We start from the raw sequence: 12,329 nt of genomic DNA on the forward strand, positions 1-12,329 counted from the left end.
GAGGGAAGGTATGTTGGTGAGGAGAGTATGGAGGGCGTGGAGGACTTGACAAGGAACAGTCGGGGGAAAAGTAGGGAGGTGGGCGTATTGAGGGGAAGGAGAGGAAGGGACGGGGGACATCAGAGGGGAAAAGGAGAAGGAGTGGCGCTTTGGTGGGGGTGGGGTGGGGAGCCTCAAGAGGGAATGGGGGAGGGGTGAGGGACATCAGAAGGAAAAAGGGGGAAGGTGTTTTGGGGGGAGTATTGGGCGGAGAGCATTAAAAGAAAAAATGGGAGAGGAAAAGGACAAGGAATTGGAGAGGGGCGGGGGACACTCAGAAGGAAAAAGGGGGAAGTTGTTTTGGGGGGAGTATTGGGCGGAGAGCATTAAAAGAAAAAATGGGAGAGGAAAAGGACAAGGAAAAGGATTGGGAGAGGGGCGGGGGACACTCAGAAGGAAAAAAGGAGAGAATGCGGGGAAAGAGGAAAGAATTGGGAGAGGGGGATGGATTAAACGGACGAAACATAGAAGTTTCGTCCACCTTTTCAAAGGTGGTGGGGTTTTTAGGGGCAAAGCCCCTAAAACGGTGGGGCATGAGCGAGGGGAGGACAGGGGGAGGGGAATGGAAAAGCGGGCCGGGGAGGGGGACTCCGGGGCTCGCTTTGGGGTGGGGCAGGGTTTGGGGGGTGGGCGGGGTCAGTCGGGCTTTTGGGCGGCGGTGCTTTTGGCGCGGGAGAGGATTTCTTCCATGCGGCCGCTGATTTTATCCTCGGCCTGCTGCATGATGTGGCCGTAGATATTGGTGGTGGTGGCCACGCTGGAGTGGCCCAGCCGGTGGCTGACGCTGATGCTGTCTACCCCGCTGAACAACAGGAGGCTGGTCATGGTGTGGCGGAAGGCGTGGGGGTTCAGGTGGGGCAGGCCGTGGCGCTTTTCAAACCGGGTGAGCCAGTTGCCCAGTTGGGAGGGGTTCATGGGGCCGCCGTGCTCGCCGGTGAACAGGTAGGGGGAGGCTTTCCAGCGCTGGCCCTGGCAGGCGATTTCCTCCTGCTGCCAGAGGCGGTAGCGCCGGAGCAGGGCCATGGTTTCCTCCGGCAGGCGGATGGTGCGCACGGAGTCACGGGTTTTGGGGGGGCCCTCGTACAGGCCCCGGTCCGCGGCGTAGTGCATGGCGCAGTCGATTTTAATGGTGCGGCGTTCCCAATCCACCTTCTCCCATTTCAAGCCCAGCAGTTCCCCCCGGCGGCAGCCGGAGGCCAGGAGCAGGTTGACCGCGGCCTGCCATTTGATGGGCTCGGACTCCAGCGCGTTGAGGATGGCGCCCACCTGCTCCTCTTGAAAATAGTTGGGGTCCATGCCCTCGCCCCGCCGGGGAGGCACGGCTTTGCGGGCCGGGTTGTAGGGGATGAGCAGCTCTTTTTCTGCCTGGCCCAGCACGGTGGACACCAGCAGGTGGCAGTTCATCACTGTGCGGGCGCTGAGGGTGCGCTCTTGCCGGACCGGGGTGAAGAGGGCGCTTACGGGCATATCCAGGGCTTCGGCGATGCGCTGGGCGGTGGCGGGCTTTACCGGGTGGCCCGCCCGAAGCCGGGCCAGGCTGACCCGGCGGCCCCCTTTGGCGGGCAGGTCGCCCATGACCCCGCGCTGCTCCAGGATCTGCCAGAGCAGGGGCTTTTCCTGCTCCATCTCGTTGTCGTTGCGGGCTTCGGGCGCGGAGAGGGCCTGGTAGAGCAGGTTCAGGTGCTGGGGGCGGATGTCGCAGAGTTTCATGGGGCCCAGCACCGGCAGCACCCGCTTGAGGCTTTGGCGGTAGTGGATCTCTGTCAGGTGTTTCATGCCCATGGTGGCTTTGCAGTCCAGCACATACTCGGCGTACTCGGCGAAGGTCTGCCGGCCGTCAGCGGCGCCGCCCTGCCGGCAACGGCGCTCGAACAGGATGGCCTGCTTTTCCGCTTCTTTGCGGGCGCGCTTTTCGCCCCAGCCCTCCGGCACCCGCCAGGTGCAGGTGTAGGGCGTGAGCTGCTTGCCCGTTTGTGGGTCCCGCCCCCGATATACCCGGATGCTGTACGAAATGACTTTCCCTTCTTTGTTCTTCCTTTTTTGTATGTTCGCCATACTGATCGGACTCCCCTTTCCCGCAGGCCGTAGCCCGCCGGTTTTTTTACTAGGATACCAGTTTTTGACGAATTATGTCAAAAGTTGTCACCCTGCTGGGGCGCTGCCCCAGACCCCGCTGGGGGCTGCTCGCCCCCAGGCCCCTCGCTGGGGCGCTGCCCCAGGCCCCGCTGGGGGCTGCTCGCCCCCAGGCCCCTCGCCAGCGCTTAGGCCGCGCTGGACCGGCCTTGCGGGCCCTACCAAGGCTTGGGATATAAGAAAAAGCAGCACCCCTTTTGCGCTTTGGGGGAACTGCTTTTTCTTTTTGTTTTTTTATTTTACTTATTTCTATTTCTTTATTTTTTATTTTCTTTTTTCTTACTTTATTTTTTTACTTTCTTTTTTGGTTTGTTGATTTTTTTGGGGGGCTGTTTTCTTGTTTTTTGCTTTTTTAGGGGGCGAAACCCGGATTTTTGGGGAGTCCGGGTTTCGGAAAAGGGGTAGGGTTGTTGGTGGGGGATTAAGCTAATTAGCCGAATTAGGCTGCGGGGGCCTGGGGCTGGCAGTAGATGGCGGTGCCTAGGATTTCCTCGGGGATTTGGGCGGACAGGGCGGCCATGGTTTCTTGGTTGACGCTGACCTGGCCGGAGCCGAAGGAGTAGACCGGGAGCTCGGAGGCTTTGCGGCCGGCGGCCAGTTGGACGGCCATATCGGCGGCCTTATTACCGGCCTCGGTATAGTCGATGCTGATGCAGGCCATGCCCCCTTGCAGGACGATATCCTGGGTGGAGGCGTACCAGGGCTTGCCGGCATCCCGTGCGGTTTTGGCGGCCTCGGCCGCGGCGGCGGCGACGGTGTTATCCACCGGGGTAAAGACGGCCCCCACCTGGCCGCAGAGATCTGCCATGCACTGGGGGGCCTGGCCGGCGTTGGCGGCCTGGGACTCTACCACAGTGATGTTGCGGCTGGCGCAGTACTCTTTAAAGGCTTTTACATAGGCGGCTCCAAAGGGACAAGCCGGGTCGTAGAGCAGGCCCGCGGCCTTCAGGTTGGGGTCTACTTGCAGGGCCAGATCCACGGCGGCCTGGGCCGCGGTCAGGTCCTCCACGCCGGTCAGGTTGCCCGCGGGCTGCTGGGGGTTTTCCAGGCCCAATTCTGTTTTGGGGTCGCTGACGCCCAGAAAGACCACCTTGGTGTCCCCCCCTGCCGCGGCCTCAACCGCTGCCTTTGCCGCGGGGGTGGAGATGGCCACGATTACATCCACCTTGTTTTTCACGAACTTTTCACAGATACTGGCGGCCTTTTCCGTGCTGCCGCCGGCGTTCTGGTAATCCACCTGCATTTTGCCGTCATCCAGTCCCCACTCGTCCAGACGGCTCATCAGGGCCTGGCGGGCTTCGTCCAGGGGGGCGTACTCGATATACTGGACGATGCCCAGCTTGTAGGGCTGGACCCCCTTGTCCCCCTGTGCCTGGGAACTGGCCTGGGGGGTAGAGGGGCTGTCTGTTTCCTCCTCTTTGGAGCAGCCGGACAGGGCGCCGGCCAGCAGGATAAGCGCCAATAACGCGCAGATAATTTTTTTCATTTTCCTCTCCTTTGCCGAACGGTTTGGGGCCTACCCCATGTGGTTAGGGGACCAGTTCCAGCAGGGCGCTGACCTCGGAGCCGCGCACCTGGCCGTTGAAACCGCCGTTGAGCACGGCCGCGTAACGGTTCTGGTCCTGCATTTTATAGAACTCTACCTGATCCTTGCCGCCGCCGAAATATTCGTACTCCACTTTTATAGCCGGGGTGCCGCTGTAGTCCACCCGGTCCTGCATGAACACGGCCAGGCTGATCAGCTTTTGGTAGAAGGGCTGGTAGGCCTCCTCATAGTCTACGGTCTGGCCGCCGGCATCGGTAATATCCAGGATATACTGGATGTTGTCTTCGGTGGACTTTTCCTCATCTTTGGTGCGGGTGATATGGTACTGGTGCACCTGGTCCCCGTCCAGCGTGAGGGTAAGCTTTTCCACATTTTTGATGTTGGGGATCCAAATATAACTCATGCGCAGGGTGGTGATGGAGGTTTCTGCCCACTTTTCCACCAGGCTGTTACTGACCTGGTAGATCAGGTCCGTGTCGTCGGCGATCAGGTAGCGGTTGCCGTCGGCATCTTTTTTGCTGACAGCCAGGCTGTGCTTGCTGTCGTTCATATCGAATTCCACGGCGGCTTCCGGCTCTTGCAGGCCGTATTCCTCCAGCAGGGCTTCGGTGATGCCCGCCTCTACCACCTTGCCGGCGGTGAGGGTTTTGAGGGAGGTCATCAGCTCCTCGAAGGCGGCATTGCCGGTTTCTACAGTAATGGGGCTGGTCATCAGGTAGCCGCTGATGGTGGAGGAGGTGTAGGTGACCTCCACCGGCTCCGGGAAGTTTTCGCCGGACAGGCGCAGGCTGTAGAGGATATCCAGGGCGGTGGTTTCGCTGGAGGAGCCGTTTTCGTCCTCCGTCACCTCCACCCGGTCGGGGACGGTATAGATGCTGGTGTTGAAGTAATCGAACTTGCTGCCGTACACCTGCTGGGGCACGCTGGACACAATATAGACCTTGCCGTCTTTGCGCACATAGTGGCCCACGGACTCGGGGGCGGTATCGCCCATAAACAGGGTGTCGGTTTGGCCGTCGGTATAGCGGATGGACACCTGGGGGGCGTCGCTGCCCAGGCCGAAGGCGTCCAGGTCCTCCCGCTGGCCCAGGTCTTTGCTATAGAGCAGGCTGAGCAGGGTGTGGGCGGTGGCGGATATCTGGCTGTTGCTGATGTCCCGCTCCTGGTAGCCCTCCAGGGTGAAGTCCTCGCCGGCCGCGCCGCCGGACACGGGCACCAGCGTGAAACTGCCCTGGCTGTTCTCTACCTCAATGGCTTTGACCTGGCCGATGTCCCGGTCCAGCAGGCTTTGGCTGGGGGTGGAGGAGGCCGCGGGCAGGGAGGAGGTATCGTCCCCCTGTGTGGCAGGGGGGGCCTGTAGCAGCAGGAAAGCCGCGCCCCCCAGCACCGCCAGGATGGCGAGCATGATGATGGTATATTTTACGGTCTTTTTCATGGGTTTACAGGTGCCTCCTCTTCAGGAAGATGCACAGGCCGGCTGCCAGGATCAGCAGGGGCAGGCCAATGGTGAACACCCCCAGCCCCAGCATGGTGACGGTGCTTTGGGAGGCGGTTACGTCCATGACGTTGGTCTGGACGCGCTCGGTGCTGACGGTGACTTCGCTGCCGTCGGTATCGGTGGCAAACTGGAGCAGGTCTGTGATGAACCGGCTGTTGTCAAAGGCGGTTTGCAGGAAGGCATCGGTAAACATATAGGAGGAGCCGAACACGATGACGCTGCGGTAGTAGAACTTGTTGCCCTCGAACTGGGCCAGGGTGGAGGACAGGGTGGCCACCGCCTGCTGGGCGGTTTCCGGGTTTTCGGTTTCGCTTTCGGTGGTGGTTTCGGTGACCACGTAGGCACCCTCGGAGGTGGCGAGAAGGGTATCGGTGCTGATATCCCCGTTGCCCTCGAACATACGGGTGAGGGGGACGCTGGCCGGGGCGATAATGCGGCCGTAGGTGTTATCTTTGAGGGAACGGCCGATGTGGTCGACAATCAGGTAGCTGCTGTTGGCGGACACGAACCGGGAGGAGTCGCTTTCTGCCACCACGGCGCCGCTTTGCACGGAGATACCCCATTCCTCCAGGAAACCTGCCAGCTTGGGCAGGGCGGCCTGGCTGGGATGGAAGGTGGCCAGCACGGCGATGGATTCCTCACGGCTTTGGTCGGCCAGCAGGGTGCGCAGCTTGTCCAGCTCGTCGTCGGTGTAGTCGGTGGTGGGGGTGGCCAGCATGAGTAGCTGGGTATTTTCGGGGATATCCCCGGTAAGCAGGTCTACGGTTTGCACCTCGAAGTTCTGGCGCTCCATCATGCTGATAAAGGCGGGCATATTCTCGGCGGTGAGCATTTCCCCGTGGCCAGTGACCAGGGTGAGTACCGGGACTTTATCCATGTTGACCATCTCCAGGGCGGCGGCCAGGGCGCTGTCTACATTGGAGTAGGTTTCGGTGGCACCGGTGGTGGAGTTTTGGGAGCGGGAGAACATATCGTCTACGGTGAGGACCCGGTTGCGCTTTTCGGTATGCACCAGCACCCGGCCGGTGATCAGGGTTTCATCGGCATAATTGCTGATAAACTCCGGGTTGGTGTCCGGGTCGACAAACTCCACGTGGATTTTGCCGTTGGCCTCTGCCAGGCGGTCCGCCAGGTTGGCCACCTGGCTGGACTTGAGGCCGTAGCGGGCATAGGCGTTGTCGTTGCGGAAGGCGTCCTCGGTGCCGATCAGGTAGATGGTGGTTTCCTGCTCCACCTTGCCGGCGACTTCCAGGGCCTGGTCGGACAGGGTGTTCATGCCCTGGGCGGTCAGGTCGATATTCATGGACGGGAACCGCTGGGAGAGCAGGGACACCAGCAGGTTGAGCACCACCACAATGGCGATGAACACAACGGTCATGGCGGTGGCCATGCCCCCGCGCTTGAATTTGCCGCTACGGAAGGGGGAGGGCTTTTTGCCCGGCCGGGGGGCGGCGGGCCCGGTTTCGCCCTGGGGGGCGGGGGACTCTATGGTTTCCAGGTTCTCCGGTTTGCTTTCCTGGTTTTCGGGATTTTCCTGGTTCTCTTGATTCTGCCTGTTTTCATCCATTGCTTAGTACCTCCATTCTCGTTTAGCCTCAGCTCCAGCGTCGGCTTTCGATCCTGCGGGCGGTGAGGAACACGAATACCGCCATAACGCTGAGGAAGAACACCATGCTGGAAACGCTGAAAAGCCCCTGGGTGAAAATATTGTAGCGGCCGCTGAAGGAGAACCAGCTAACCACGGTGGCGATGGCCTGGTTATTGATAGAGGACGCCAGGGCATCCACATACATCAGGAACACGGACACGGCAAAGGTGCCGATGGCGGCGATGATCTGGCTGACGGTCAGGCTGGAGATGAACACGCCGATGGAGATCATGGCCCCGCCGTAGAGCAGGGTGCCGATATAGTTGCCCAGAATCTCGCCCCAACTGGGGCTGGAGAAAAAGCTCATGGCCACTGCCGGCAGCAGCCCGATGGACGTGGCCAGAAGGAACACAAAGAGGCTGGCAAAGAACTTGCCCAGCACAATGGCCGTGACCCCCACCGGGGCGGTGAGCAGGATCTGGTCGGTTTTGTTTTTTTGGTCATCCGTAAGGCAGCGCATGGTGATGATGGGGATGACCAGCATGGAAAAGCTGAACATGGTGCTGTAGACATACCGGGGGATATAGCTGGACGAGCCGGTGGCCATAACCATGAAGTAGAACAGCCCGTAAAGCGCGGCCAGAATGGCCACGCACACATACCCGATGGGCGAGGCGAAATAGGAGCGCAGCTCCCGCTTGAAAATTGCCGTCATTGTTGATCTTCTCCTTTCCCGTGCGCGGTGCCGGCGTCTGTACTGGTAAGCTGTAGGAACAGATCCTCCAGCGTAAGGTCGGTGTTTTTCAGGCCCAGCACCGGCCAGCCGTTACGGGCCATGAGGGCGAACAGGTCCCGGCGCAGGTCTACGTCCGGGGCGGCTTCTACGCTGAAGTCGCAGGCGCCGGGCTCTTTCTCGCCCATGGAGTATACGTCCACCACCCGCTCCATGGCCGCGATGGCGTGGAGGATCTCCCGCTCCGGCCCCTCGGCCCGGAGGATCAGCCGGTGATCTTGCGAGAGGTCGTGGGCCAGGGTGGCGGTGGAACCGTCTGCCACCAGCTTGCCGTTGTTGATGACGATGATGCGCTCGCAGACCGCCTGGACCTCCGGCAGGATGTGAGAACTGAGGATGACGGTGTGGTTGCGGCCCAAGTTTTTGATCAGGGTGCGGATCTCGATGATCTGCTTGGGGTCCAGGCCCACGGTGGGCTCGTCCAGAATGAGCACCGGGGGGTTGCCGATAAGGGCCTGGGCAATGCCTACCCGCTGCTTGTAGCCCTTGGACAGGTTGCCGACCAGCCGGCCGTATACGTTTTCGATTTTGACCAGCCTGCAGATCTCCTCTAGGTGCTGCTGCCGGGGCTGGATGGCTTTTTTCAGCTCGTAGACAAAATTGAGGTATTCTTTTACCGTCATGTCCATGTACAGCGGCGGCTGCTCCGGCAAATAGCCGATTTGCCGCTTTACCTCGTTGGGGTCGTCCAGCGTGTTTTTGCCCGCTACGCTGACCGTGCCCTCGGTGGCCGACAGGTAGCCGGTGATGATGTTCATGGTGGTGGATTTTCCCGCACCATTCGGACCAAGAAAACCTACTATGGAGCCCTCTTCTATCGTAAAGCTCACATGGTCCACCGCCAGGTTCGCACCATAGCGTTTCGTCAGATCCCTGACTTCTACCATTTCCGTGATTCCTCCTGTTTTTTCAAACTCTTTATAGTATGACAAAAAAGCGTCCTTTTGTCAAGCCTATTCCCTGATTTGACGGGCTTTGCCGGGGCACTGCCGGGGCTCCACCGGGGCGCTGCCCCGGACCCCGCTTAAGAACCTTTTTGAAAAAAGGTTCTTAAGAATCTCCAAAAACTTTTAAGGGGGCTGCCGGGGCGTTGCCGGGACTTTGCCGGGGCGCTGCCCCAGACCCCGCTTAAGAACCTTTTTGAAAAAAGGTTCTTAAGGATCTCCAAAAACTTTTAAGGGGGCTGCCGGGGCGTTGCCGGAACTTTGCCGGGGCTCCACCGGGGCGCTGCTCCGGACCCCGCTTAAGAACCTTTTTGAAAAAAGGTTCTTAAGGATCTCCAAAAACTAACTTTTTTCTGTTTTCTTTATTTATGGGCTGAGGGGGAGGGGGATCAAAAAAAGAAAAAGAAGAAAAAGTTTTTTCCCGCGATTGTGACCGGGCGGGGGGCTTTTTTGTAAGAAGGCCCTTGTAGCGGCGTAAAAGTTTTTGGGGGGTCAAGGGGGGATTTTTTCAAAAATCCCCCCTTGGAAAAAGTTTCCTCCAGCGATTGTGACCGGGCGGGGGGCTTTTTTGTAAGAAAGCCCCTGTAGCGGCGTAAAAGTTTTTGGGGGGTCAAGGGGGGATTTTTTCAAAAATCCCCCCTTGGAAAAAGTTTTCTCCGGCGATGGTGACCGGGCCGGGGCTTTTTTGTAAGAAAGCCCCTGTAGCGGCGTAAAAGTTTTTTGGGGGTCAAGGGGGGATTTTTTCAAAAATCCACCCTTGGAAAAAGTTTTCTCCGGCGATGGTGACCGGGCGGGGGCTTTTTTGTAAGAAAGCCCCTGTAGCGGCGTAAAAGTTTTTGGGGGGTCAAGGGGGGATTTTTTCAAAAATCCACCCTTGGCTTACACCCGGCTTGTTTGAACAGTATACAACGGGATTGTGAATATTACGTGAAGACAGGTGAAGAGTTGGTGATTGTTGCTTGACGTAGGGGGGGAATGCGATTACAATAGATGATGCAGGAAAAAGGACGGAGAATTTTGAACATGGAGGAGAAGGCGTATGGCGGATATTCGGGGATTTCGGGGGATGCGGTATGACACCGGGAAGGCGGGGGACATAGAGGCGTTGACCTGCCCGCCCTATGACATTATCAGTGAAGAGCAGCGGGCGGGGTACCTTGCCCGCAACCCCTGCAATGTGATACGCCTGGAACTGCCCAGGGGGGAGGATCCCTACCGGGAGGCCGGGCAGACCCTGGCCCGTTGGTTGGAAGAGGGCATATTGAAGGCCGACATGGATGCGGGGATGTATATTTACGAGCAGGAATTCCTCTCTCAGGTAGACAGGGGGGAGCCCAAGCGTTTGCGGGGGCTGATCTGCCGGGTGCGGCTGGAGGACTTTGACGCGGGGGTTGTTCTGCCCCACGAAGAAACCCTTAGCAAGGCCAAGGCAGACCGGTTGCAGCTTATGCAGGCTACCGGGTGCAACTTCAGCCAGATCTACTCTTTATATGAGGACGAGGGCCATGTGACGCGCCGGCGGCTGGACAACCTGGCCGCCGGGAGCGCCCCCCGGTATGCCTTTTCGGACGGGCTTGTGACCCACCGCCTGTGGGTGGTCAACGACCCGGCGGTTATGGCCGCTTTGCAGGAGGATTTTGCCGGGCGCAAGCTGTACATCGCCGACGGGCATCACCGGTATGAAACGGCCCTGCACTACCGGGACCTTTTGCGGGAACAGGACGCCTGGTGCCCGGGCAGCGACTATGTGATGATGATGCTGGCCGATATGGCCGACCAGGGGCTGGTGGTGTTCCCCACCCACCGGCTGGTGCGGGGGCTGGCAGGCTTTGACAGCGCCGCTTTGCTGGACAACTGCGGGGAGTACTTTGCGGTAGCGGCCCAGCCGGACCGGCAGGCCGCGCAGGCGGCTTTGGACGCTGCCTACCAGGCGGGCCGCCATGCCTTTGCCTACTTTGACGGCCAGAGTTGGCATACCCTTACCCTGGAGGACATGGCTGTGATGGAAACCCTGCTGCCGGAAAAGAGCCCCGCTTACCGGGGTTTGGACGTGAGCATTTTGCACACCCTGGTGCTGGAACGCCTGCTGGGCATTGACCGGGAGAATATGGCCAACCAGCGGAACCTGACCTATACCCGCGACCCCCAGGAGGCTGTGGCTGCCGTGGAGGCCGGGGACGCCTGCTGCTGTTTTTTGCTGAACCCTACCAGGGTGGAGGAAATAGGGGCTGTGGCTGCCTGTGGGGAGAAGATGCCGCAGAAATCTACCTATTTTTACCCGAAACTGATTACCGGGCTGGTGATGAACCAACTGGGGACGGAGTGAGCGGGGCATCGGCCAAGGCCCGGCGCTACCCTGGACGGGCGGTTTTGTTCGGACGGGGTTGGAAAGTGTCGGGTTCCATTTTTGAAAGGAGCGTTTTGTGTGAAACTGTTTGAGAAAACCATCGGCTCCCAGCCGGTTTTTGACGGGCGGATCATCCATGTCCATGTGGATCAGGTGGAGTTGGAAAACGGGCAGACCGCCGGCCGGGAGGTGGTGGACCACCCGGGCGGGGTGAGTGTGGCTGTGCTGACGGAAAAGGACGAGTTGATTTTTGTGCGGCAGTTCCGCTACCCTTACAAAAAGGTTTTGCTAGAGTTGCCGGCCGGGAAACTGGAGCCCGGAGAGGACCCCTTTGCGGCCATGAAACGGGAGCAGCGGGAGGAAACCGGCACCTGCGGGGAGAACTATATCCCGCTGGGGGAGGTGTACCCCACCCCGGGGTATTGCGGGGAGGTGATCCGCCTGTGGGCCTGCCGGGCCGTGGGGGGGCAGGGGGATTTGCACCTGGACGCGGACGAGTTTTTGGACACCCAGCGAATTCCCCTGGAAAAGGCTGTGGAGATGGTGTGCAACAACGAGATCCCGGACGCGAAAACCCAGATCGGGGTACTGAAAACGGCTTATCTGGTGCAAAAGGGCCTGCTGTGACAGAGGCTTTGGATCGGCCGGAAAATAGAGAGAAAGGGATGTTGCCTGTATGAATACCATAAAAAAGAGAATGATGGCTTTGGTGATGGCCGGAACTTTGGGGGCTTTGGCGGCGGTGCTGGCCGGTTGTGAGGGGAAGGACGCCTGGTCTTCCTCGCCTGCCTCGGAGCCCAGCGCTACCACGGCGCCGGCCCCCACGCCTGTGCCTACCCCCACCCCCGCGCCTACCCAGGCGCCTAGCCCCACCCCGGAGGCTACCCAGGCGCCGGTTGCCGTGGACGTGGAGGGGCTGTTCGCCGGGAACCCCATTGACGCCGCGGAGGAGGAGGCCATGAACAATGCCTCTAACGGCAGGGACGTTTACCTGGCGCTGAGCAAGTCTGAGGAGAGCTGGGGCGTGTTTGTGGATAACCTGACCCATGACATCGCCAGCCTGCTAAGCGAGAGTGGCACAGCGGAGGATGGCGATGAGATCTCCGCCTTTGAGCAGGAGGCTACCACGTGGACCCAGGAAAAGGATGAGGCCGTCGCGGAGATCCTGAAGGCGCTGGACGAGGGTGGCGCCGACGAACTGGAAGTGAAAAACCAGGCTGCCGATACCGCTGTTTCCCTGTACCGGCAGCGCGCCTTGGACCTCTGCCGGAAATACGCGGAACTTACCGGCCAGTTCCCTGACTTTGAGGCTATTTTGAACGCTCCTATGGGCTAGGATTTGGTTGGACCAAGGGGCCAAAGGCCCCTTGACCCCATTGTAGCCCCACTGGCGTTTATTTGTAATTGAGGGTACATTACCCTTTGCGGTTGGGCTGGGGTT

At 59.8% G+C, this 12,329-nt stretch carries 10 protein-coding genes; 4 read left to right on the plus strand and 6 right to left on the minus strand.

The window, feature by feature from the left end:
* Positions 1 to 198: hypothetical protein (locus U8U01_RS13680; protein ID WP_322175264.1), on the plus strand; the 198-nt coding region annotated here is incomplete at its 5' end.
* 477 nt (positions 199 to 675) lie between these two features.
* Here U8U01_RS13680 and U8U01_RS13685 read toward each other — a convergent pair.
* From U8U01_RS13685 to U8U01_RS13710, 6 genes are all read right to left on the minus strand, one after another.
* Complete coding sequence (locus U8U01_RS13685; RefSeq protein WP_322175267.1) at positions 676 to 2,094, minus strand: site-specific integrase; 1,419 nt, start codon at positions 2,092 to 2,094, stop codon at positions 676 to 678.
* Between the two features lie 517 nt (positions 2,095 to 2,611).
* A complete protein-coding gene (locus U8U01_RS13690; RefSeq protein WP_322175270.1) occupies positions 2,612 to 3,658 on the minus strand; it encodes an ABC transporter substrate-binding protein in 1,047 nt (348 codons plus the stop codon).
* A 43-nt stretch (positions 3,659 to 3,701) separates the two neighbouring features.
* Complete coding sequence (locus U8U01_RS13695; RefSeq protein ID WP_322175273.1) at positions 3,702 to 5,153, minus strand: DUF4340 domain-containing protein; 1,452 nt, start codon at positions 5,151 to 5,153, stop codon at positions 3,702 to 3,704.
* Between the two features lie 4 nt (positions 5,154 to 5,157).
* Positions 5,158 to 6,783 carry a GldG family protein gene (locus U8U01_RS13700; RefSeq protein WP_322175276.1) on the minus strand — a complete coding sequence of 542 codons (1,626 nt, stop codon included), beginning with the start codon at positions 6,781 to 6,783 and terminating at the stop codon, positions 5,158 to 5,160.
* Between the two features lie 28 nt (positions 6,784 to 6,811).
* On the minus strand, positions 6,812 to 7,519 hold the full coding sequence (locus tag U8U01_RS13705; RefSeq protein WP_322175278.1) for an ABC transporter permease: 708 nt from the start codon (positions 7,517 to 7,519) through the stop codon (positions 6,812 to 6,814).
* The gene (locus U8U01_RS13710; protein ID WP_322175280.1) at positions 7,516 to 8,484 is read right to left on the minus strand and encodes an ABC transporter ATP-binding protein; all 969 of its coding nucleotides are present in this window, start codon (positions 8,482 to 8,484) and stop codon (positions 7,516 to 7,518) included. Before U8U01_RS13710 ends, U8U01_RS13705 begins: the two co-directional genes overlap by 4 nt.
* A gap of 1,096 nt (positions 8,485 to 9,580) precedes the next feature.
* Here U8U01_RS13710 and U8U01_RS13715 point away from each other — a divergent pair.
* The 3 genes from U8U01_RS13715 (at position 9,581) to U8U01_RS13725 (ending at position 12,224) form a co-directional block, all read left to right on the plus strand.
* Positions 9,581 to 10,867 (plus strand): DUF1015 domain-containing protein, encoded by a 1,287-nt coding sequence (locus U8U01_RS13715; protein WP_322175283.1) that lies wholly within the window; start codon positions 9,581 to 9,583, stop codon positions 10,865 to 10,867.
* A 99-nt stretch (positions 10,868 to 10,966) separates the two neighbouring features.
* On the plus strand, positions 10,967 to 11,515 hold the full coding sequence (locus U8U01_RS13720) for an NUDIX hydrolase (RefSeq protein ID WP_322175286.1): 549 nt from the start codon (positions 10,967 to 10,969) through the stop codon (positions 11,513 to 11,515).
* A gap of 49 nt (positions 11,516 to 11,564) precedes the next feature.
* Positions 11,565 to 12,224 (plus strand): hypothetical protein, encoded by a 660-nt coding sequence (locus tag U8U01_RS13725; protein WP_322175289.1) that lies wholly within the window; start codon positions 11,565 to 11,567, stop codon positions 12,222 to 12,224.
* Positions 12,225 to 12,329: the final 105 nt, after the last annotated feature.

Origin of the sequence: Acutalibacter caecimuris (assembly GCF_034335085.1) — a bacterium.
GTDB classification, from domain to species: Bacteria; Bacillota; Clostridia; order Oscillospirales; family Acutalibacteraceae; genus Acutalibacter; species Acutalibacter caecimuris.

Excerpts from the sequence above, each read along its gene's own strand:
- U8U01_RS13685 (WP_322175267.1), bottom strand. The coding sequence starts at position 2,094 with ATGGCGAACATACAAAAAAGGAAGAACAAAGAAGGGAAAGTCATTTCG.
- U8U01_RS13690 (WP_322175270.1), bottom strand. The coding sequence starts at position 3,658 with ATGAAAAAAATTATCTGCGCGTTATTGGCGCTTATCCTGCTGGCCGGC.
- U8U01_RS13695 (WP_322175273.1), bottom strand. The coding sequence starts at position 5,153 with ATGAAAAAGACCGTAAAATATACCATCATCATGCTCGCCATCCTGGCG.
- U8U01_RS13700 (WP_322175276.1), bottom strand. The coding sequence starts at position 6,783 with ATGGATGAAAACAGGCAGAATCAAGAGAACCAGGAAAATCCCGAAAAC.
- U8U01_RS13705 (WP_322175278.1), bottom strand. The coding sequence starts at position 7,519 with ATGACGGCAATTTTCAAGCGGGAGCTGCGCTCCTATTTCGCCTCGCCC.
- U8U01_RS13710 (WP_322175280.1), bottom strand. The coding sequence starts at position 8,484 with ATGGTAGAAGTCAGGGATCTGACGAAACGCTATGGTGCGAACCTGGCG.
- U8U01_RS13715 (WP_322175283.1), top strand. The coding sequence starts at position 9,581 with ATGGCGGATATTCGGGGATTTCGGGGGATGCGGTATGACACCGGGAAG.
- U8U01_RS13725 (WP_322175289.1), top strand. The coding sequence starts at position 11,565 with ATGAATACCATAAAAAAGAGAATGATGGCTTTGGTGATGGCCGGAACT.